Source organism: Enterobacter sp. ECC-175 (assembly GCF_043968675.1).
Taxonomy (GTDB): Bacteria; Pseudomonadota; Gammaproteobacteria; order Enterobacterales; family Enterobacteriaceae; genus Enterobacter.
On record NZ_CP143776.1, the window covers coordinates 4,139,347 to 4,161,541 of the forward strand.

A 22,195-nucleotide genomic window follows, 5' to 3' on the forward strand; every position below is an offset into this window, starting at 1 on the left:
AGTCACGGCATCACATTCTGTTAAACGTAAGTTTAGCCGATATACACAAACTCAACCTGACTTTATCGTTATCGATAGCGCAGTGAACAAGACGCCATAACGTTACCGCTATGGCGTCTGTTTGTGCTTTGTCGTTATTACAGTTTCGCACTCACCCAGCTTTCAACGCTGGCTAATGCTGCTGGAAGCGCCGCCGCATCCGTACCGCCGGCTTGCGCCATGTCAGGACGACCGCCACCTTTGCCACCCACCTGCTGGGCGACCATACCGATCAGTTCCCCTGCTTTAACACGGTCAGTCACATCCTTAGAGACCCCCGCAATCAGAGAAACCTTACCTTCTGCCACCGTCGCCAGTACGATAACCGTCGAACCTAACTGGTTCTTCAGATCGTCGACCATAGTGCGAAGCATTTTAGGCTCAACGCCAGCCAGATCGCTGACCAGCAGCTTAACGCCTTTAATTTCTACCGCTTTGCTGGAGAGGCTTGCGCTCTCCTGCGCCGCGGCCTGTTCTTTCAGCTGCTGGAGCTCTTTTTCCAGCTGACGGGTACGATCCAGCGCAACGCGCACTTTCTCGCCCAGGTTCTGGCTATCGCCTTTCAGCAGCTGCGCGATGTCGTGCAGCTGATCGCTCTGCGCATGCAGGCTGGCAATTGCGCCTTCACCGGTTACTGCTTCAATACGACGCACGCCCGCAGCCGTTCCTGATTCGGAAACGATGCGGAACAGGCCGATATCACCGGTGCGGGATGCGTGCGTACCGCCGCACAGTTCGGTGGAGAAATCACCCATGCTCAGCACGCGAACGCGCTCGTCATACTTCTCGCCAAACAGCGCCATCGCGCCTTTTTTCTTCGCGTCCTCGAGATCCATAATATGGGTTTCGATTGGCAGGTTACGGCGGATCTGCGCGTTCACCAGGTCTTCAACCGCACGAATTTCGGACGGCTTCATCGCTTCAAAGTGCGAGAAGTCGAAACGCAGCACTTTGTCGTTAACCAGAGAACCTTTCTGCGCAACGTGGGTACCCAGCACGTCGCGAAGCGCGGCGTGCATCAGGTGCGTTGCAGAGTGGTTCAGACGAATGCGCGCGCGGCGTGCTTCGTCAACGTTGGCCTGAACGCCCTCGCCCACTTTCAGAGAACCGGAAACCAGTTTGCCCTGGTGACCGATCGCCTGGCCATATTTCTGGGTGTCGGTGACGGCAAAGCTAAAGCCATTCCCTTTCAGTTCGCCCTTATCGCCAACCTGGCCGCCGGATTCGGCATAGAACGGCGTTTTGTCCAGAATGACCACCGCATCCTGACCCGCGCTGATGCTGTCTACGGCTTTGCCGTCAACAAACAGCGCGGTCACTTTGCCGGTCAGTTCCAGCGCATCATAGCCTTTAAATTCAGAGGCGCCGTCAACGCGGATCATCGCGTTGTAGTCGGCGCCAAAACCGCTGGATTCGCGCGCACGGCGGCGCTGTTCTTCCATCGCCGCTTCAAAGCCCGCTTCGTCAACTTTTATGTTGCGCTCACGGCAAACGTCCGCCGTCAGATCAACCGGGAAGCCGTAAGTGTCGTAAAGGCGGAAAGCGGTTTCGCCGTCCAGCGTGTCGCCCTTAAGCTTCGCCAGCTCGTCGTCCAGCAGCGCCAGACCGCGCTCCAGCGTACGAGCAAACTGCTCTTCTTCGGTTTTCAGAACCTGTTCAACCTGCGCCTGCTGGCGTTTCAGTTCATCGCCCGCCGCGCCCATCACGCCGATCAGCGGACCGACGAGTTTATAGAAGAAGGTGTCCTTCGCGCCCAGCATGTTGCCGTGACGGATCGCGCGACGAATGATACGACGCAGCACGTAGCCGCGGTTTTCATTCGACGGAATCACGCCGTCGGCAATCAGGAACGCACAGGAACGAATGTGGTCGGCGATAACGCGCAACGATTTGTTGTTCAGGTCGGTCGCACCGGTCACGTCGGCAACGGCTTTGATCAGCGTGCTGAACAGGTCGATTTCATAGTTCGAGTTAACGTGCTGCAGAACGGCTGCAATACGCTCCAGACCCATGCCGGTATCAACAGACGGTTTCGGCAGCGGCTCCATGGTGCCGTCAGCCTGACGGTTAAACTGCATGAAGACGATGTTCCAGATCTCAATATAGCGATCGCCATCTTCTTCCGCGCTGCCAGGAGGGCCGCCCCAGATGTGGTCACCGTGATCGTAGAAGATCTCGGTGCACGGGCCGCAAGGACCGGTATCACCCATCTGCCAGAAGTTGTCAGAGGCGTAAGGTGCGCCTTTGTTATCGCCGATGCGAATAATACGCTCGCGCGGGATACCGACTTCTTTTTCCCAGATTTCATAGGCTTCGTCATCGGTTTCGTAGACGGTAACCCACAGACGCTCTTTCGGCAGGTTGAACCAGTTTTCACCGGTCAGCAGTTCCCACGCAAACTGAATTGCATCATGTTTGAAGTAGTCGCCGAAGCTGAAGTTACCCAGCATTTCGAAGAAAGTGTGGTGGCGTGCGGTGTAGCCGACGTTTTCCAAATCGTTGTGTTTACCGCCCGCACGCACGCAACGCTGTGAGGTTGTGGCGCGGGAATAATTACGCTTGTCGAGACCAAGGAAAACATCCTTGAACTGGTTCATCCCGGCGTTGGTAAACAGTAAAGTCGGGTCGTTATTCGGTACCAGGGAGCTGCTGGCAACAACCTGGTGTCCCTTACTATGGAAAAAATCGAGAAACGCCTGACGGATCTCAGCGGTGCTCTTGCTCATAATTATCCTGAAATCAAGCTAACGAAATGTCGTAGCAAGCCTGTATCTGTAAACTGCTGGACAGGCTCGCGACTGAAAAAGTGGGAATAAGATAAGTTTTCTTTAAAGGGAAGTAAAATCCCGCATGCGTTCAATCGGCAAAATTACGCCAGATATCCTGAATATCTTCCATGAGAAAGCCGCGGTAGAGCAAAAAGCGCTGGATTTTGACTTTTTCTGAAAATTCGCGCGCCAGCGGTTCACCGTATTTACGCACGGCCTGCTCGCGCGCCAGCTCGCACCAGTCGATGTCGCATTCGCGCATCGCTTTTTCAATGGATTCCCGGGCAACGCCTTTCTGGTTCAGCTCCTGGCGGATACGTGCGGGACCATATCCCTTGCGGCCGCGGCTGGCCAGAAACCGCCCGGCGAAACGATCATCGTCCAGATAGCGCTGCTCGTAGCACCAGGCGATGACGCGATCGTAATCTTCAGCCGTGGCATCAATCTCTTCCGGACCGTTTTTGCTCATGACGGGCGCTGACAGCTTTCGCCGTAGCTCCTGTTCACTGTGGTCACGCACGGCAAGAATGCGTACGACACGGTCCAGCAAGCGCGAGTAGGCGGGTCGGCGTGTTGTCGGTTCACTCATAAAAAACCTGCAGATTCAGAAATGCAAAAAGGGCCGCATCAGCAGCCCTTCATCTTTACACGAGAGACTTAAAAGTCTTCGTTGGTTTCTTCAGCATCCGCAGCATCAACCACGAAATCCGGTTTGGAGTCCTGGTTGCTCAACAGAAGCTCGCGTACTTTCTTCTCAATCTCTTTTGCGGCAGCCGGGTTGTCTTTCAGCCAGGAAATCGCATTCGCTTTACCCTGACCGATCTTGTCGCCGTTGTAGCTGTACCAGGCACCTGCTTTTTCAATCAGCTTCTCTTTCACGCCGAGGTCAACCAGCTCGCCGTAGAAGTTGATACCTTCGCCGTAGAGGATCTGGAATTCAGCCTGTTTGAACGGCGCGGCGATTTTGTTCTTCACAACCTTCACGCGGGTTTCGCTGCCCACCACGTTTTCGCCCTCTTTCACCGCACCGATACGGCGAATATCCAGACGAACAGACGCATAGAACTTCAGCGCGTTACCACCGGTGGTGGTTTCCGGGTTACCGAACATCACGCCAATTTTCATACGGATCTGGTTGATGAAGATCAGCAGCGTGTTGGACTGCTTCAGGTTACCCGCCAGCTTACGCATCGCCTGGCTCATCATACGAGCCGCGAGGCCCATGTGAGAGTCGCCGATTTCACCTTCGATTTCCGCTTTTGGCGTCAGTGCGGCAACGGAGTCGACCACGATAACGTCAACCGCACCGGAACGTGCCAGCGCGTCACAAATCTCCAGCGCCTGCTCACCGGTGTCCGGCTGGGAACACAGCAGGTTGTCGATATCAACGCCCAGTTTGCGGGCATAGACAGGATCAAGCGCGTGCTCGGCATCGATAAACGCACAGGTTTTACCTTCGCGCTGTGCCGCCGCAACGACCTGCAGCGTCAGCGTCGTTTTACCCGAGGATTCCGGTCCGTAGATTTCTACGATACGGCCCATTGGTAAACCACCTGCGCCCAGGGCGATATCCAATGAAAGCGAACCGGTGGAGATAGTTTCCACGTCCATGGAGCGGTCTTCACCCAGGCGCATGATGGAGCCTTTACCGAATTGCTTTTCGATCTGGCCCAGTGCTGCCGCCAACGCTTTCTGTTTGTTCTCGTCGATAGCCATTATTACTCCTGTCATGCCGGGAGAAGCGGCTGCGCTTCACCGTGGATTTCTGTTCTGTTGATGCAATTATACTGTATGGTCATACAGTATCAAGTATTTTGTAGAAATTGTTGCCAGAGCGTTTTCAACGCATATTCCGTTGCCTGCCGGCGCACGCTTTCACGATCGCCGCTAAAGCATTCGCGGCGGGTGATCCCCTCACCTTTTGAGGTGGCGAACCCAAACCAGACGGTGCCAACGGGCTTCACGTCGCTGCCGCCGTCAGGCCCCGCGATGCCGCTAATGGAAATGGCATAATCCGCGCGCGCCTCTTTGAGCGCGCCAATTGCCATTTCAATCACTACCGGTTCGCTGACCGCGCCGTGCTGCTCCAGCGTCGCTTCATGCACGCCAATCATCTGCGCCTTAGCTTCGTTACTGTAGGTCACAAAGCCGCGTTCAAACCAGGCGGAACTGCCCGCGATATCCGTGATAACTTTGGCAACCCAGCCGCCGGTGCAGGACTCCGCGGTGGTGAGGGTTGCACCACGCTGCTTCAGCGCCAGCCCTACCACTTCGCTCAGCTGCATCAATTCATGGTCAGTCATTCTCGCTCCAGGCTTCGGAAAAACGTGCAGCACAAGATAGCACTTTCCGGTGAGATATGGGGACGAGGTTCCGGTTTTACGAGGGGCATTCAGAAAAAAGCCGATGCGCGCGCACCGGCTCAGGAAAAGGGGTGACGAGAAAGAATTACTGGCTAAACGGTGACGCCGCCGGGACGCGCGCCTGGGACACCGCCAGCCCAAGCTGCCATACCGCCATAGCGTAATGGGTGCTGTGATTATAGCGGGTAATGGTGTAGAAGTTCGGCATGCCGTACCAGTACTGGTAGCCGGTCCCCACGTCCAGACGCAGCAGGCTCACCTGGTCCACGTTACCCAGCGGCTGCGTTGGCGTTAAGCCCGCCGCCGTCAGCTGCGCCACGCTGTATTTGGTTTTAAAGCCATTATCCAGCCCGAACGCCTCGCCGTTAGCCTGCACCGCAACCTGCCCGCCCGGGGTCCAGCCGTGCGCCTTAAAGTAGTTAGCGACGCTGCCGATGGCATCCTCAGGGTCCCACAGGTTGATGTGTCCATCACCATTAAAATCAACGGCATATTGCTTGTAGGACGACGGCATAAACTGGCCGTAGCCCATCGCGCCGGCAAACGAACCCTTCAGATCGAGCGGGTCATCCTGCTCGTCGCGCGCCATCAGCAGGAAGGTTTCCAGCTCGGACGAGAAGTATTCAGCGCGGCGCGGATAGTTAAACGACAGCGTCGCCAGCGCGTCAAGAATGCGGGTTTTGCCCATCACGCGGCCCCAGCGCGTCTCCACGCCGATAATGCCGACGATGATTTCCGGCGGCACGCCGTAGACCTGCCACGCGCGGTTCAGGGCATCTTCATACTGATTCCAGAACGCCACGCCGTTTTGCACGTTGTCCGGGGTGATGAACTGCTTGCGATAGCGCAGCCATGCGCCGTTTGGCCCGGTTGGCACCTGCGCCGTCGGCGCCTGCCTGTCCATCAGGCGCAGGACGTAGTCCAGACGTTTCGCCTGGGACAAAATTTCATGCAGCTGCTGGCGGTCAAAGCCATGCTTGCTGACCATCTTATCGATGAACTGCTCGGCGGCCGGATTGTTCGCAAAGTCGCCGCCCATCTGCATCATGTTGTGCTGCGGCTCCAGCAGAAAGCCCCCGGAGGGCGCGCCAGCCGTTTGCTGGGCTGCTTCAGTTTTCGGTTTGCTACTACAGGCAGAAAGCAGAATCAGCGCGGGTAACAACGCTGCATAACGACGCTTGAGCATGTGACATCCATTTAACGAATCGATAAGTGCCAATTATGGTAAAGCATCCCCAACACCACAAGGAAGCGGTTATGTGGCGGTATGCAAAATCTTTCACCTTTAACCATGATCGCCAGAAGGGTATGCATTACTATTAACGCCCCCGCAGCTGAGCCGGGGATTGAACGATCGAAACCGGAGAGAACAATGAGTGATTTTCTGTTAAAGGCAGGCCGTCAAACCCTGATGCTGGAGCTGCAGGAGGCGAGCCGCCTGCCCGAGCGGCTGGGTGAAGATTTTGTCCGCGCGGCAAACACCATTATCCAGTGTGAGGGAAAAGTGATTGTGGCAGGCATCGGAAAGTCCGGCCATATCGGCAAAAAGATTGCCGCCACGCTTGCCAGCACCGGAACGCCCGCGTTCTTCGTCCACCCGGCCGAAGCGCTGCACGGCGACCTGGGCATGATCGAAAGTCGCGACGTGATGCTGTTTATCTCCTATTCCGGTTCGGCGAAAGAATTGGATCTCATCATTCCGCGCCTGCAGGAAAAATCGGTCGCCCTGCTGGCGATGACCGGCAAATCCCGCTCGCCGCTGGCGCTGGCGGCAAAAGCCGTTCTGGATATCTCCGTGGAGCGCGAAGCCTGCCCGATGCACCTTGCGCCCACCTCCAGCACCGTTAATACGCTGATGATGGGCGACGCGCTGGCGATGGCGGTCATGCAGGCGCGCGGCTTTAACGAAGAAGATTTTGCCCGTTCGCATCCGGCAGGTGCGCTCGGCGCGCGCCTGCTCAACAAGGTGCACCATCTGATGCGCACCGACGATGCCATCCCGCAGGTTAAGCTCGAGACCAGCGTGATGGACGCGATGCTCGAACTGAGCCGTACCGGGCTGGGGCTGGTGGCCGTGTGCGATCGCGAGGGTGTCGTGAAGGGCGTCTTCACCGACGGCGACCTTCGCCGCTGGCTGGTGGGCGGCGGCAAGCTGGAATCAGAGGTCGCCAAAGCGATGACGCGCGGCGGCCTGACGCTGAATGCCGACAGCCGCGCCATCGAGGCCAAAGAGGTACTGATGAAGCGCAAAATCACCGCCGCGCCGGTGGTCGACGAAAATGGCAGGCTGTGCGGCGCCATTAACCTGCAGGATTTCTACCAGGCCGGCATTATTTAAGGCCCAGACGTTTCGCCAGCCGATGCAGGTTGGCGACGTCCATCTCCAGCGCCCGCGCGCACGCCGCCCAGCTGCGGTTGTTTTGCTCTAGCGCCAGGGCGATCCTCTGGCGCTGAAACGCCTCCGTCGCCTCGCGCAGGTTCTCGCAGGCAATCTCAGGCACCTCGCGGTTAATCACCAGCGCGTTTTCGTCATGCCGCGCAAAGTGGCTGGCGTGAATCACCACCTCATCCCCCGAGCGCGTCGCCCGCGCCAGCACCACCGCCCGGTGAATGGCGTGCTCAAGCTCGCGAACGTTGCCCGGCCAGCCGTAGCTCAGCAGGTGTGCTCGCGCGCCGGGGCTGAGCACCACGCGGGAGAGCCCCATTTTCAGCCGACACTGCTCGCAGAAATACCCTGCCAGCAGCACCACATCTTCACCGCGCTCGCGAAGCGGGGGTACGGAAAGGGGAAACACGCTCAGGCGATGGAACAGATCGGCGCGAAACGCCCCGGCCAGCACCGCCTCGCGCAGGTCGCGGTTGGTGGCCGCCAGCACGCGCACGTCAACGCGCAGGCTGCGGTCATCGCCGACGCGCTGAATATCGCCGTACTGCAGCACGCGAAGCAGCTTGGCCTGTAACGACAGGGAAAGCTCGCCGATTTCATCCAGGAATAGCGTGCCGTTGTCCGCCATCTCAAACTTGCCGCTGCGGTTGCTGATGGCCCCGGTAAACGCCCCCTTCACGTGGCCGAACAGCTCGCTCTCGGCCACGCTTTCCGGCAGGGCGGCGCAGTTAAGGTAGACCAGCGGGTTCACCGCGCGCGGCGAGGCCTCGTGGATGGATTTCGCCACCAGCTCTTTACCGGTCCCCGTTTCGCCGAAAATCAGCACGTTAAGATCGGACGCTGCCACAATCTCGATCTCTTTCTTAAGCTGGAGCATACCCGGCGACAGGCCAATCATCTCCGTATGCGTGACCTGCTCAAACGACGCCGGGCTACCCGGCAGAATGTTCTGGCTCTCCAGCTGTTCAATCAGCAGCGCGTTGTTGAGCGCGCCGGACGCCAGGGCGGCGATCAGCCGAAGCTCTTCGTCGCTGAAGGTGTCGAACTGGTCAGGAGACATGCCGTCGAGCGTCAGCGCGCCAATCAGGTTTTGCCCGGCAAACAGCGGCAGGCCGATGCACGCGTGGACCTTCAGGCTTTCCTGACCGGGAATAAGGCCGTCATACGGGTCGGGCAGCGCGCTGTCCGCCGGGAAGCGCACCACGTCTCCGGCGCGGGCGATGGTTTCGAGGCGCGGGTGGCCTTCAAGCATAAAGCGCCGCCCCAGCACGTCCTGCGCCAGCCCGTCGATCGCCAGCGGAATAAACTGCCGCCCCTCGTAGCGCAGCAGCGCCGAGGCGTCGCAGCCCAGCACGTGGCGCAGCGTGGAGATCAGCCGCTGAAAACGATCCGGGTGGCCGATACCGGTTTGCAATTCAATGGCGATCTTCGCCAGCACCTCTACGGAAAAGCTCATCTGCGCCTCGCTGTCATTTTGACAATGAATAATGTCATATTGACCATAAACCCCATAGTCATAATGACTACCCCTTACGGGTCATAAAGATTAAAACACTTAAAAATCAATCAACTAAAAACTGGCACGCAACTTGATATAGCTAACGCATCTTTTTTGAAACACGCGATATGAAAGCTGAGGTTGCTATGTCTATTCTGGTTAAAAATAACATTCATTGGGTTGGTCAACGTGACTGGGAGGTACGTGATTTTCACGGCACGGAATACAAAACGCTGCGCGGCAGCAGCTACAACAGCTATCTCATCCGTGAAGGTAAAAACGTCCTGATCGATACCGTCGATCACAAATTCAGCCGCGAGTTCGTGCAGAACCTGCGCGGCGAAATCGACCTAAACGACATCGACTACATCATCATCAACCATGCGGAAGAGGACCACGCCGGGGCGCTGACCGAGCTGATGTCCCACATTCCGGACACGCCAATCTACTGCACCACCAACGCCATCGACTCCATCAACGGCCATCACCACCATCCGGAGTGGAACTTCCACACCGTGAAAACCGGCGACGCGCTGGATATCGGCAACGGCAAGCAGCTGATCTTCGTTGAAACGCCGATGCTCCACTGGCCGGACAGCATGATGACCTACATGACCGGCGACGCGGTGCTGTTCAGCAACGACGCCTTCGGCCAGCACTACTGCGACGAGCGCCTGTTCAATGACGAAGTGGACCAAACCGAACTGTTCGAGCAGTGCCAGCGCTACTACGCCAACATCCTGACGCCGTTCAGCCGCCTGGTAACGCCGAAAATTACCGAGATCCTCGGCTTTAACCTGCCGGTGGATATGATTGCCACCTCCCACGGCGTGGTGTGGCGCGAAAACCCAACCCAAATTGTAGAGCTGTACCTGAAGTGGGCGGCGGACTATCAGGAAGATCGCATCACCCTTTTCTACGACACCATGTCCAACAACACCCGCATGATGGCGGACGCGATTGCTCAGGGCATCAACGAAGTCGATCCGAACGTGGCGGTGAAAATCTTCAACGTGGCGCGCAGCGATAAAAACGAGATCCTGACCAACGTCTTCCGCTCAAAAGGCGTGCTGGTGGGCACCTCAACGATGAACAACGTGATGATGCCGAAAATCGCGGGGCTGGTGGAGGAGATGACCGGGCTGCGCTTTCGCAACAAGCGCGCCAGCGCCTTTGGCTCCCACGGCTGGAGCGGCGGCGCGGTTGACCGCCTCTCCACGCGTTTACAGGATGCCGGTTTTGAGATGTCCATGAGCCTCAAGGCAAAATGGCGCCCGGATATCGACGCGCTGGAAGTCTGCCGCCAGCACGGGCGTGACGTTGCGCGTCAGTGGGCGCTCGCACCGCTTCCTGAAGCCACGGTAAAAACCGCTGAACAACCGCCAGCCTGCACCGCAGCGGCCAGCGCCGATCTCGGCCCGCGCATGCAGTGCAGCGTCTGCCAGTGGATTTACGACCCGAAATTGGGCGAGCCGCTGCAGGACGTCGCCCCAGGTACGCCGTGGAGCGACGTGCCGGATAACTTCCTCTGCCCGGAATGCTCCCTCGGCAAAGACGTCTTTGACGAACTGGCAACGGAGGCAAAATGAGCAACGGGATCGTCATCATCGGCTCGGGCTTTGCCGCCCGCCAGCTGGTGAAAAATATCCGCAAGCAGGACGCGAGCGTGCCGCTGACGGTGATCGCCGCCGACAGCATGGACGAGTACAACAAGCCGGATTTAAGCCACGTGATGAGCCAGAACCAGCGCGCCGCAGACCTCACCCGCCAGACGGCGGGGGCGTTCGCGGAGCAATTTAACCTGCGGCTGTTTCCGTACACGTGGGTGACGGACATTGACGCCGCCGCCCGCGTGGTAAAAGCCAAAGATCGGACGTGGCAGTACGACAGGCTGGTGCTGGCAACGGGGGCAACCGCGTTTGTGCCGCCGGTTGAGGGCCGCGAGCTGATGGTTACGCTCAACAGCCAGCAGGAGTATCAGGCCAGCGAAGCCGTGCTGCGCGACGCGCGTCGGGTAATGATAGTCGGCGGGGGCCTGATTGGCACCGAGCTGGCGATGGACTTCTGCCGGGCGGGCAAATCGGTCACTCTCGTCGACCATGCGGCCAGCATTCTCTCGGCGCTGATGCCCGCAGAAGTAAGCAGTCGCTTACAGCATCGCCTGACCGATATGGGCGTGCACCTGCTGCTGAAGTCGCAGCTTCAGGGCCTGGTCAAAACCGAGGGCGGCATTCGCGCGACGCTCGACCGCGGCCGCAGCGTTGAGGTGGATGTGGTGGTCGCCGCCACCGGCCTGCGCCCGGAAACCGCACTGGCGCATCGCGCCGGCGCGGAAACGCACCGCGGCGTGAAGGTTGACAGCTACCTGCAAACCACCCGGCCCGATATTTACGCCCTGGGCGACTGCGCCGAAATCAACGGCCAGGTTCTGCCGTTCCTGCAGCCCATTCAGCTAAGCGCGATGTATCTGGCGAAAAACCTGCTCGGCGGCAGCGCGCCGCTGAAGCTCCCCGCCATGCTGGTAAAGGTGAAAACGCCGGCGCTGCCGCTGCACCTCGCGGGCGAAACGCAGCGACAGGATCTCAGCTGGCAAATCGCCGTGGAATCACAGGGGATGGTGGCGCGCGGCGTCGACGACAGCGGCCAGCTGCGCGCCTTTGTGGTGAGCGAAGATCGGATGAAGGAGGCGTTCGCGCTGCTGAAATTGCTACCAGCTTAACCCTCGAATTGCCGGGTGGCGCTCCGCTTACCCGGCCTACTTTACAACACAACGGCAACCCCTATAGCAACAAAAGGACCGCGTGTTTCAGGAACGCACCACCAGCGCGTCGTACCCGCGCCAGCGGTAGTTAACCATCGAGATCAGCCAGCAGGCGACGAACAGCCCTACCACCACAAATCCGGCGTTGCCGAGGTTGTCATTCACGCCCGCCACCGCGTCCCACAGCCCGCCGCTGAGGCCAAATTTATCCATCAGCAGCCCCAGCGCTTCCAGCCCGCCGATAAACAGCGCCACCACCACCGAGGTGCCGGTGATCGTCATGTTGTAGTAAAGCTTGCGCTGCGGCTTGTTGAACGCCCAGCCGTACGCGCCCACCATCAGCAGGTTGTCGAGCGTGTCCACCAGCGCCATGCCGCTGGCGAAAAGCGCCGGGAAGACCATGATTGACCAGATCGACATGCCGTGTGAGGCGCTGGCGGCGGAGATCCCGAGCACGCCAATTTCCGTCGCGGTGTCAAAGCCCAGGCCAAACAGGAAGCCGACGAGGTACATCTGCCAGCTTTTGTTCACCAGGCGGAAGGTCTTGCCAAACAGCCAGCTCATCGCCCCGCCCTGCGCCGCAGGCAACACCGCATCGCTCACCTCGCGTCCGTTTTTCAACGCCTGGAAGCTGCGCCAGACGCCGCGCAAAATGACCATATTGACCAGCGCCATCGCCAGCAGGAAGGTGGCGGAAACGGCGGTGCCAATCAGGCTGCCGGTCTCGTGGAACCACGCCATGTTTTTCTGAAACGCCGTGGCGGTCGCCGCGATGGCAATCGATGCCAGCACCACGATGGTGGAGTGGCCGAGCGAGAACCAGGCCCCCACGCCCGAAGGACGCTTGCCCTGCTGCATCATCTTGCGCGTGACGGTATCAATCGCCGCGATGTGGTCGGCATCCACCGCGTGGCGCAGCCCGTAGCCCCAGGCCAGCAGGCTTGCGGCCATCAGCGCCGTGCTGCCGCTAAAGCTGTGCCATGCCCATCCCCAGGCCAGCAGGTTAGCCATGATTAACGCCAGCAGCAGCGCCGCCGCGCGAGGTTCATTGCGTAAGAGTCGTAACATTTTAAGTCCTTTGTGAACATGTCCGGGCAGCGGCAATAACGGCCTGTCCGAACGAGATTGCCCCGTCGCCTGATGGCAGGCGATGAGGAAAAAGAAGCGTGAAGCCAGACAGATGGTGGCGCAGGCGCGCGCGCAGCAGGCGGTTATGCATTACGCCACCGCTCAGGCAGATCGTTGAAAGCGACAGGCGGCGGGCGTGACGCGCGGCTAACTCCGCCAGCCCTTTTGCCAGCGCGTCGTGGAACGCCCACGCCCGCTCGCTGGGCCCGGCCTGCCAGTTCAGCCACTGCTGCCAGAACAGCGCGAGGTTCTCCACCGCCAGCGTGACCGGGTGTTCGACGCCATCGCAGCGCGCCGCCAGCGCTTCCAGACGACAGGCCGCCTCGCCTTCATAGCTCTGCTTTTCAGGCACGATGCCCAGCGCGCAGGCCACCGCGTCAAACAGCCGACCGCAGGAAGAGGCCTGCGGCGCATTGATCCCGCGGGCTATCGCCCTTGCCAGCAGCGCCCAGCCCTGCTGCTGCACCGCGCGCGCTTCGGGGCGCTGCTGCCAGTCCGGCACAAACGCCAGGCAGTGCGCGAGGAGGCTTCGCCAGGGCTGCATAGCGGCCAGATCGCCGCCCGGCAGCGCTACGGCAGGCAGGCCACCTAAACGTTCGCAGTCGCGGTAATTGACCCGCAGGCACTCGCCGCCCCACAGCGCGCCGTTCTCGCCCATGCCGATCCCGTCCAGCGTCAGGGCGATCGCATCGCCTGCATCCAGCGCCCAGCCGTTTTCGGCCAGGCACGCCGCCGCGTGGGCGTGATGGTGCAGCACCGTCTCAACGGGCAGCCCCTGCTCCTCCGCCCATTTTCGCGCGCGATAGCCCGGGTGCGCATCGCACACCGCGCGCTCCGCCCGGAACCCGTAGATCTGCTGCATCACCGACAGCGCCGAGCGCCACTGGGCCTCGACGCCGTCGTCGCTCAGATCGCCAAAATGCTGGCTCAGCACCGCCTGGCTCCCGCGCACCAGGCAGAAGGTGTTTTTCATCTCGCTGCCGGTGCAGAGCATGGCGGGAATATTTTCGAAACCGGCGGGCAGCGCGAGGGCATCCGGCACGAAGCCACGCGCCCGGCGCAGCACCGCGCCGTCGCGATCGACAACCGAATCATCCATTCTTTGCAGGATGTCGCGGTTGTGCAGCAAAAAGCCGTCGGCGATATCCCCCAGCGAGTCCAGCGCCTCCTGATTGGTGACGGCGGGCGGTCTGCCGCTCAGGTTGCCGGAAGTCATCACCAGCGGGCGGGCGCAGTCCGTCAGCAGAAGGTGCTGTAGCGGACTGGCGGGCAGCATAACGCCCACGCCGTCCAGCCCCGGGGCAATCGCCTCCGGCAGCGCGGGCAGCCACGCTTTGGGCGTTAAGACGATGGGAGCCGCGGGCGATCGCAGCAGCGCCTGAACCGGCGCGGGCAGCCCATCCGCCTGGCCGATCATCACCGCCAGCGGCTTGCCGGGCCGCCGCTTGCGCGCCCGCAGCGTCGCCACCGCCTGCGGGTTTTGCGCGTCGCAGGCCAGGTGGAACCCTCCCAGCCCTTTAATCGCAACGATGCCGCCGCGCTTTAGCATCTCAACCGCTTCGTGCAGGGCGGCCTCGCGCGTGGCGTGCACGTCCCCCGCTCGCCACTCCAGCTCGGGCCCGCACGCCGGGCAGGCTACCGGCTGGGCGTGAAAGCGCCTGTCGGCAGGGTTAAGGTACTCGGCTTCACACGGCGCGCAGAGCGGAAACCGCGCCATTGACGTTGCAGGACGGTCATAGGGCATGGCGCGGATGATGGTGAAGCGCGGGCCGCAGTGGGTACAGTTGATAAACGGATAGCGGTAGCGGCGCTCGCCGGGGTCATACATTTCCGCCAGGCACGCCGGGCAGGTGGCGGCGTCCGGCACGATCTGCGTGTCCATCGCGCCCCCCGCGCTGTGGCGGATGGTGAAGCCTTCGGGCGCGGACGGCCACGCGAACGGCTGCACCTCAACGCTGTCGATGCGGGCCAGCGGCGGGCACTCCCGATGCAATCCGGCGGTGAAGACTGACCCATCTCCCACCAGGCGCACCAGCACGCCTTCCCCGTCGTTACAAACGTCTCCCGCCAGCTGTAGCCGGTGCGCAAGCTGCCACACGAAGGGCCGAAAGCCCACGCCCTGCACCTTGCCGCGCACCCGCAGCTGGACGCCGCCGCTGCTCATCATCAGTCAGAAAAGCAGGGATGACGAGGTGTCGAACGCCGCGCGACGGCGCTTCTCGGCGCTCATCTGCTCGAGCTTGTCGCGATCCACGCAGACCAGCGCGTGCGTCGGGCAGGCTTCCATGCAGGCCGGGCCGCCTTCGCGCTGGTAGCAGAGGTCGCATTTGTTGGCCTCGGCCTTCTCGGCGCGCACGCTCAGCCCCATGCCGCTGTTGCGCACAACCGGGCGAACCACGACCTCCATCGCGCCGTACGGGCAGGCCACCACGCAGGTTTTACAGCCAATGCAGCGCTCCTGCATGACGTGGACAAAGCCTTTTTCGCGCTTAATCGCCCCGTTCGGGCAGACGTTGGCGCACGGCGCATCTTCACACTGGCGGCAGATGGCCGCCGTTGAAATATTCACGCCCTTAATGACGTGAATGCGCGGCAGAAATGATTCGGGGGTCAGCGAGGCGCAGTCCTGCTCCGCCTGATGGGATACAACGCACGCCACTTCACAGGTACGGCAGCCAATGCACTTACTGGCATCGGCCATCATAAAACGGTTCATCTGCTTCTCCAGCATAACAATCATGCGCGAAGCTATTCATAAACCATGCCAGTTTTTAGCGTATTGATTTTATTGAGATTTAAAAAGAAAACGGCACTGTCATCGTCATAAGTGACGATGACAGATGTCGACGTCAGCGGTGCGGCCCGCCGGTGACGGAGTCGCGCAGGCGTAGCTCGCCGGGGAAGGACTGCTGATATTTGAACTCGCCGCCGTCCAGCATAAAGATCAGGCGGCTGACGGTCTCTTTGATCATCTCCGTTACCGGAATACGCACGCTCGATAGCGACGGCGTGAGGTAAGGCGCAATCGCCACGTCGTCAAAACCGATCACGGACACCGCGTCCGGCAACGCTTTACCGCATTCGTGCAGCCGCTTCATGGCCCCAATCGCCATGTCGTCATTGCTGGCCACCAGCGCGGTAAACGTCTCGCCGCGCGCAACCAGGCCGGAGACGGCCTCCGCGCCGCTGATTGGAGTCCACTTTCCCTGCGCCACCAGCGTTTCGCGCAGCGGAATGCCGTGCTGCGCCAGCGCCTCTTTGTAACCCGACAGACGTTCAACGCCGGTTGGGGAATCCGGCGAGCCGGTGATAAAGGCGATATCGCGGTGCCCTTTTTCAATAAGCTGTTCCACCGCCTGCCGGCACGACGCCTTATGATCGGACCAGACGCAGTGGCTGCTGTTTTTCCGCAGGCGGCGGTTAAGCACCATAATCGGCTGCTCGCATTTCTCGACGATCTCGTCCATCTCGTCCACGCTCAGAAAGCGCGGATAGATGATCACCGCGTCGCAGCGCATATCGAGCAGATACTGTATCGCCTCGCGCTCTTCGGCGGCGCTGTGCTTGCCGTCCGCCAGAATCAGCTGCCGCCCCTTCTCTTCCGTCATCCGCGCGGCGTGGAACAGCAGTTCGCTAAAGTAGACGCCGTGATAAAGGGTGTTCGTCACCACCAGCCCCAGCGTCTGGGTGCGTTTGGTCGCCAGGTTACGCGCCAGCAGATTAGGCCGATACCCGCTCTCGTCGATCGCCTGAAACACCCGGTCCTTGGTCTCCTGGCTGACGTAGCCATTGCCCGACAGCACCCGCGAGACCGTCGCTTTTGAAACGCCTGCCCGCTTCGCCACTTCCAGCATCGTGGTCATGTTGTTATTCCTTTGAAACTGATTAGGCGCAGTGTACTGCACCGCAGAAAAATTGTCCCAGCGGCAATCACGTGCGTGCATTAGCGCCTGGCGATCTGCATCACAAAACGAAAAAATACCTAAAAAGCGATCTTGTTTGATTAAAAGAAACTCATGATGATTATGTGAAACCGGTTTCCTACATTTCCTTAAAACAACAACAGGACCACATCCGATGGCCAAAAACTATACCGCGCTGGCGACCGACGTCATCAGCGCGCTGGGCGGCAAAGAGAACATCGTCGCCGTCACCCACTGCATGACGCGCCTGCGATTCGTCCTGAAGGATGAAAGCCTCACCGACGCCGCGCGCCTGAAAAGCATCAGCGGCGTGCTCGGCGTGGTGCGTAACGACAACCAGTGCCAGGTGATTATTGGCAACACCGTTTCTCAGGCCTATCGCGACGTGGTGAGCCAGCTGCCCACAGACCTGCAGCCTGCCGTCCCGGAGGGCCCGCAGAAGCTCACGCTGCGCCGGATCGGCGCGGGTATTCTCGACGCGCTGATCGGCACCATGTCGCCGCTGATCCCGGCGATCATCGGCGGCTCGATGGTCAAGCTGCTGGCGATGATCCTCGAAATGACCGGCGTGCTGGAGAAAGGCGCGCCGACCCTGACCATCCTGACCGTCATCGGCGACGGCGCGTTCTTCTTCCTGCCGCTGATGGTGGCGGCTTCGGCGGCGGTGAAGTTCAAAACCAATATGTCGCTGGCGATCGCCATTGCGGGCGTGCTGGTCCATCCGAGCTTTATCGAGCTGATGGCAAAGGCCGCGCAGGGCGAGCACGTTGAGTTCGCCTTTATTCCGGTGACGGCGGTGAAATACACCTACACCGTTATTCCCGCGCTGGTGATGACCTGGTGTCTGTCGTATATCGAACGCTGGGTCGATCGTATTACCCCGGCGGTGACGAAAAACTTCCTCAAGCCGATGCTGATCGTGCTGATCGCCGCCCCGCTCGCCATCGTGCTGATCGGGCCGCTGGGGATCTGGATCGGCAGCGCCATCTCCGCGCTGGTGTATACCATCCATGGCTATCTGGGCTGGCTCTCCGTGGCGATTATGGGCGCGCTGTGGCCGCTGCTGGTGATGACCGGGATGCACCGCGTCTTTACGCCAACCATTATTCAAACCATTGCCGAAACGGGCAAAGAGGGCATGGTAATGCCCTCGGAAATCGGCGCGAACCTGTCGCTTGGCGGCTCGTCGCTGGCGGTAGCCTGGAAAACCAAAAACCCGGAGCTGCGCCAGACGGCGCTGGCGGCCGCGGCTTCAGCCATCATGGCCGGGATCTCCGAACCGGCGCTGTACGGCGTAGCCGTGCGCCTGAAGCGCCCGCTGATTGCGAGCCTGATCAGCGGCTTTATCTGCGGCGCGGTGGCCGGCATGGCGGGCCTTGCCAGCCACTCAATGGCGGCGCCGGGGCTGTTCACCAGCGTGCAGTTCTTCGATCCGGCCAACCCGATGACCATCGTCTGGGTATTTGGCGTGATGGGGCTGGCGGTAGTGCTGTCGTTTGTTCTGACGTTGCTGCTAGGCTTTGAGGATATCCCGGTCGAAGACGAAGCGGAAAAGGCCCGCGCCCTGCAGGCCGCACCGACCAGCGCGGCAAAAGCATAAATTTTACGAGGTAGACATGACAGTTTTTCCACAAGGATTTTTATGGGGCGGCGCGCTTGCCGCCAACCAGAGTGAAGGGGCCTATCGCGAGGGCGGAAAAGGGCTGACGACGGTCGATATGATCCCCCACGGCGCAAATCGTCTGGCGGTAAAGATCGGGAAAGAAAAGCGCTTTGCGCTGCGCGACGACGAGTTTTACCCGAGCCACGAGGCGATCGATTTTTACCATCGCTATAAAGAAGACATCGCCCTGATGGCGGAGATGGGCTTTACGGTGTTCCGAACCTCGATCGCCTGGAGCCGCCTCTATCCTAACGGCGACGAGCCGCTGCCGAATAAAGAGGGGATTGCCTTCTACCGCGCGGTCTTTGAAGAGTGCAAAAAGTACGGCATCGAGCCGCTGGTGACCCTGTGCCACTTCGACGTGCCGATGCACCTGGTGACGGAATACAGCTCCTGGCGCAACCGCAAGATGGTCGATTTCTTCGCCCGCTACGCCCGCACCTGCTTTGAGGCGTTTAACGGGCTGGTAAAATACTGGCTGACCTTCAACGAAATTAACATCATGCTGCACAGCCCGTTCTCCGGTGCCGGGCTGGTGTTTGAGGAAGGCGAAAACGAAGACCAGGTGAAATACCAGGCCGCCCACCACGAGCTGGTGGCGAGCGCGCTGGCGACCAAAATCGCCCACGAGGTAAACCCGGATAACCAGGTCGGCTGTATGCTGGCGGGCGGAAACTTCTACCCCTACTCCTGCAAGCCGGAAGACGTGTGGATGGCGCTGGAGAAAGACCGCGAGAACCTGTTCTTTATCGACGTGCAGGCGCGCGGCCGCTATCCGGCCTACTCTGCCCGGATGTTCCGCGAGAAGGGCGTCACCATCATCAAAGATCCCGGCGACGACGAACTGCTGAAGAACACCGTCGACTTTGTCTCGTTTAGCTATTACGCCTCGCGCTGCGCGTCGGCGGACATGAACGCGGGCAACACCAGCGCGGCGAACATCGTCAAATCTCTGCGTAACCCGCATATTCAGGTCAGTGAATGGGGCTGGGGCATCGACCCGCTGGGCCTGCGCATCACCATGAACATGATGTACGACCGCTACCAGAAGCCGCTGTTCCTGGTGGAAAACGGCCTCGGGGCGAAGGATGTTATTGATGAAAACGGCGAGATCAACGACGACTACCGCATCAGCTACCTGCGCGAACATATCCGCGCGATGGGCGATGCGATCGAGGACGGCGTGCCGCTGCTGGGCTACACCACCTGGGGCTGCATCGACCTGGTTTCAGCGTCGACCGGCGAAATGAGCAAGCGCTACGGGTTTGTCTACGTTGACCGCGACGACGCCGGAAACGGCACGCTGAACCGCAAGCGCAAAAAATCGTTCGGGTGGTATAAGAAGGTGATTGCGAGTAACGGGGGGGACTTGGCGTAGCCTGTCCTTACCCCTCACCCTACCCCTCTCCCCATAGGGGAGAGGGAACCGTTTGGTGCGGTTTTCACCCTCTCCCCTCTGGGGAGAGGGCCGGGGTGAGGGGCTGAAAACCCCCGTCCCCAACCCACCCTTCAAGCCGTGAATAAACTTCTTCCACCGCCGCTTTCACCGGCGGCGTCATCGGGTAATAAAACCCAACGATGTCCGGCTGAATGCCCAAAAACAGCACCTTGCCCACGTCGTCCTTGATCTGATCGACAAGATAGTTCAGCGGCATATTGTGCGTCGTCATCATAAACATCTCGGCGATGTCGTCCGGATCGATCAGGCGGATCTCGCCGGGGTTGAGCCCCATATCGGTAGCATCGACGATCAGCAGCTTTTCAGGGCGCAGTTCGCGAATGGCAACCACGTCGTTTTCCGGGGCGCTGCCGCCGTCAATCACTATCCACTTGCCCTGCGGGTTTGCGGCACACATTTCCGCCAGCAGCGGGCCTGCGCCGTCGTCGCCCATCATGCTGTTGCCGACACACAGTAAAACGTCAGTCACGTAATCTCCTCACCATCAGATAGATGGCGCTCTCCTGATGAATATCGTGCAGCATGCCAAGCAGCGTTTTGCTCCACGCCTGCTGCTCCGGGGTTTGCCTGCCGAGCGCCGCATCGAAGGCGTTGGCAAGCATCGCAATATGGTTAGCGTCGATGACGATCTCACCGTATTTCGGCACGCCCTCCATCTTGCGCCGCGCCGTGCTGCCCTCCTCCAGCGTGGCGATCCACGCCAGATAGTCGGGCCACGGGCAGCTCAGCGCCGCTTCCAGACAGTCGATCACCCCGAGGTGGTGCCCAATCGCCAGGCTGTAATAGACCACCTGCTGCGCCGCATCCGGCGTGGCATCGTTCTCATCAATAAACTTGCGGCTCAGCTGGCTGAACACCACCGTCTCACTCATCGGATGCGCGCCTCGTCTACGATGCTGTTCAGGTTCGCCACGATCTCATTCAGACGCGGATCGTTCTCCGCTTCCAGCCAGCGCGCCACCTGATGGTCGCCCTGGCTCAGCAGGCGCAGATAGTCGTCGGCGATCTGGCGACCGTAGCGATATCCCGCCAACCGACGCGCCGTGCGGTCAACCTTCACGCGCAGCGGCTGCACCATGTCCGGATGCAGAATGGCCGCAGGCTGGTTGTCCAGTTCGCCCGGCTCGCGGGCGTGGATTTTCTGCTCCAGCAGCCCGAGCGCCATCGCGAAGCCGTACAGCGTTGCGGCCGGCGTCGGCGGGCAGCCCGGAATGTAGACGTCCACCGGCACGATTTTGTCAGTGCCGCCCCACACGCAGTACAGGTCGTGGAAGATGCCGCCGCTGTTGCCGCAGGCGCCGTACGAAATGCAGATTTTGGGATCGGGCGCGGACTGCCAGGCGCGCAGCGCGGGGGAGCGCATGGCGCGGGTGACGGCGCCGGTAAACAGCAGAATGTCCGCGTGACGCGGTGACGGCACCACCTTGATCCCGAAGCGTTCGGCGTCGAACAGCGGCGACAGCGTGGCGAAGATCTCAATCTCGCAGCCGTTGCAGCCGCCGCAGTCCACGCGGTAGACGTAGGCCGAGCGTTTGATTTTTTTCAGCAGCGACGCCTTCATGCTGGCGATGGATTCGTCCACCGTCATCGGCACCGGAATGCCGTTTGCGTCGCGCGGGCCGAGTAAATTGTCCATCAGCTGGCCTCTCTCATATGGCGGGTGATATCAATGCGGTCGGACGGCAGCAGGCACTTCTGACGCTTGCACTCCGGGCAGGTTTCAAAGCTTTCGCGGTGATGCTCCGCCCGAACGTCGCCGTTGTGCTGCAGCAGCGCGATGGCGTAGTCGATCTCTTTTTGCACCGCGAACGGGCGTTCGCACACGCGGCAGTGGCACAGCGCGAAGCGCGACTGCTGGAGGAAATCGGCTTTTTTCCACACCGCCAGCTCGTACTCCTGCGACAGCCGGATGGCCACCGTCGGGCAGACCTCCTCGCAGCGGCCGCAGAAGATGCAGCGACCAAGATTGAACTGCCAGGCCAGCTCGCCGGTTTTGAGATCCGTTTCCACCGTGAGCGCGTTGGACGGACAGGCGTTGACGCAGACTGCGCAGCCAATGCACTGCTGCGGGTTGTGCTCCGGCTTGCCGCGAAAGTTTTTATCGACCGGCATCGGCTCCAGCGGATAGCTGCTGGTCTGTACGCCGGTTTTGATCGCTTTTTTGATAAAGGTAAACATGTTTGCTCCTGCTTTCGTGCGGTTTTCGG

General features: G+C 60.3%; 19 protein-coding genes. 5 read left to right on the forward strand and 14 right to left on the reverse strand.

What is annotated here, in order from left to right; genetic code table 11:
* Positions 1–137 precede the first annotated feature (137 nt).
* The 5 genes from alaS to mltB all read right to left on the reverse strand — a co-directional run bounded on the left by alaS (position 138) and on the right by mltB (position 6,356).
* Complete coding sequence (gene alaS / locus V1599_RS19615) at positions 138–2,765, reverse strand: alanine--tRNA ligase (RefSeq protein ID WP_395300692.1); 2,628 nt, start codon at positions 2,763–2,765, stop codon at positions 138–140.
* 130 nt (positions 2,766–2,895) lie between these two features.
* A complete protein-coding gene (gene recX / locus V1599_RS19620; RefSeq protein ID WP_395300693.1) occupies positions 2,896–3,396 on the reverse strand; it encodes a recombination regulator RecX in 501 nt (166 codons plus the stop codon).
* A gap of 68 nt (positions 3,397–3,464) precedes the next feature.
* A complete protein-coding gene (gene recA, locus V1599_RS19625; protein ID WP_112009664.1) occupies positions 3,465–4,523 on the reverse strand; it encodes a recombinase RecA in 1,059 nt (352 codons plus the stop codon).
* 89 nt (positions 4,524–4,612) lie between these two features.
* Positions 4,613–5,110, reverse strand: coding sequence for a nicotinamide-nucleotide amidase (gene pncC / locus V1599_RS19630; protein WP_112009665.1), 498 nt, complete (start codon positions 5,108–5,110; stop codon positions 4,613–4,615).
* A gap of 145 nt (positions 5,111–5,255) precedes the next feature.
* Positions 5,256–6,356, reverse strand: coding sequence for a lytic murein transglycosylase B (gene mltB / locus V1599_RS19635; RefSeq protein WP_297115509.1), 1,101 nt, complete (start codon positions 6,354–6,356; stop codon positions 5,256–5,258).
* Positions 6,357–6,542: 186 nt separating this feature from the next.
* On the opposite strand from mltB, the gene gutQ reads away from it, so the two are divergent.
* Positions 6,543–7,508 (forward strand): arabinose-5-phosphate isomerase GutQ, encoded by a 966-nt coding sequence (gene gutQ / locus V1599_RS19640; protein WP_112009667.1) that lies wholly within the window; start codon positions 6,543–6,545, stop codon positions 7,506–7,508.
* On the opposite strand, the gene norR is transcribed toward gutQ, so the two are convergent.
* Positions 7,501–9,012, reverse strand: a complete 1,512-nt coding sequence (gene norR / locus V1599_RS19645) for a nitric oxide reductase transcriptional regulator NorR (RefSeq protein ID WP_112009668.1) — start codon at positions 9,010–9,012, stop codon at positions 7,501–7,503. The genes gutQ and norR overlap by 8 nt on opposite strands.
* 188 nt (positions 9,013–9,200) lie before the next feature.
* Here norR and norV point away from each other — a divergent pair, with 188 nt between their 5' ends.
* Together norV and norW are read left to right on the forward strand one after the other, a co-directional pair.
* A complete protein-coding gene (gene norV / locus V1599_RS19650; protein WP_395300694.1) occupies positions 9,201–10,643 on the forward strand; it encodes an anaerobic nitric oxide reductase flavorubredoxin in 1,443 nt (480 codons plus the stop codon).
* The gene (norW, locus tag V1599_RS19655; protein WP_395300695.1) at positions 10,640–11,773 is read left to right on the forward strand and encodes an NADH:flavorubredoxin reductase NorW; all 1,134 of its coding nucleotides are present in this window, start codon (positions 10,640–10,642) and stop codon (positions 11,771–11,773) included. The genes norV and norW overlap by 4 nt, the downstream gene beginning before the upstream one ends.
* Positions 11,774–11,860: 87 nt before the next feature.
* Here the strand turns inward: norW and V1599_RS19660 are convergent, their stop codons facing one another.
* The 4 genes from V1599_RS19660 to V1599_RS19675 all read right to left on the reverse strand — a co-directional run bounded on the left by V1599_RS19660 (position 11,861) and on the right by V1599_RS19675 (position 16,806).
* On the reverse strand, positions 11,861–12,883 hold the full coding sequence (locus tag V1599_RS19660; protein WP_297115516.1) for a HoxN/HupN/NixA family nickel/cobalt transporter: 1,023 nt from the start codon (positions 12,881–12,883) through the stop codon (positions 11,861–11,863).
* 1 nt (position 12,884) lies between these two features.
* Positions 12,885–15,107, reverse strand: a complete 2,223-nt coding sequence (gene hypF / locus V1599_RS19665; protein WP_395301597.1) for a carbamoyltransferase HypF — start codon at positions 15,105–15,107, stop codon at positions 12,885–12,887.
* A gap of 6 nt (positions 15,108–15,113) precedes the next feature.
* Complete coding sequence (gene hydN / locus V1599_RS19670; RefSeq protein WP_297115518.1) at positions 15,114–15,659, reverse strand: electron transport protein HydN; 546 nt, start codon at positions 15,657–15,659, stop codon at positions 15,114–15,116.
* 133 nt (positions 15,660–15,792) lie between these two features.
* Positions 15,793–16,806: a LacI family DNA-binding transcriptional regulator gene (locus V1599_RS19675; protein WP_395300696.1), complete on the reverse strand. Its 1,014-nt coding sequence runs from the start codon at positions 16,804–16,806 to the stop codon at positions 15,793–15,795.
* Between the two features lie 214 nt (positions 16,807–17,020).
* On the opposite strand from V1599_RS19675, the gene ascF reads away from it, so the two are divergent.
* The gene (gene ascF, locus V1599_RS19680) at positions 17,021–18,466 is read left to right on the forward strand and encodes a PTS cellobiose/arbutin/salicin transporter subunit IIBC (RefSeq protein ID WP_112009673.1); all 1,446 of its coding nucleotides are present in this window, start codon (positions 17,021–17,023) and stop codon (positions 18,464–18,466) included.
* 16 nt (positions 18,467–18,482) lie between these two features.
* Entirely contained in the window at positions 18,483–19,907 is a 1,425-nt protein-coding gene (locus V1599_RS19685; protein WP_395300697.1) for a 6-phospho-beta-glucosidase, read from the forward strand.
* 64 nt (positions 19,908–19,971) lie between these two features.
* On the opposite strand, the gene hycI is transcribed toward V1599_RS19685, so the two are convergent.
* From hycI to V1599_RS19705, 4 genes are read right to left on the reverse strand one after another with little or no spacing between them, the layout of a single operon-like run.
* Positions 19,972–20,457, reverse strand: a complete 486-nt coding sequence (gene hycI, locus V1599_RS19690; RefSeq protein ID WP_395300698.1) for a hydrogenase maturation peptidase HycI — start codon at positions 20,455–20,457, stop codon at positions 19,972–19,974.
* On the reverse strand, positions 20,450–20,860 hold the full coding sequence (locus V1599_RS19695) for a formate hydrogenlyase maturation HycH family protein (protein WP_112009676.1): 411 nt from the start codon (positions 20,858–20,860) through the stop codon (positions 20,450–20,452). The genes hycI and V1599_RS19695 overlap by 8 nt, the downstream gene beginning before the upstream one ends.
* Positions 20,857–21,624 carry an NADH-quinone oxidoreductase subunit B family protein gene (locus V1599_RS19700; RefSeq protein ID WP_063622348.1) on the reverse strand — a complete coding sequence of 256 codons (768 nt, stop codon included), beginning with the start codon at positions 21,622–21,624 and terminating at the stop codon, positions 20,857–20,859. Before V1599_RS19700 ends, V1599_RS19695 begins: the two co-directional genes overlap by 4 nt.
* Positions 21,624–22,166 carry a formate hydrogenlyase complex iron-sulfur subunit gene (locus tag V1599_RS19705; protein ID WP_395300699.1) on the reverse strand — a complete coding sequence of 181 codons (543 nt, stop codon included), beginning with the start codon at positions 22,164–22,166 and terminating at the stop codon, positions 21,624–21,626. The genes V1599_RS19700 and V1599_RS19705 overlap by 1 nt, the downstream gene beginning before the upstream one ends.
* Between the last annotated feature and the right edge of the window lie 29 nt (positions 22,167–22,195).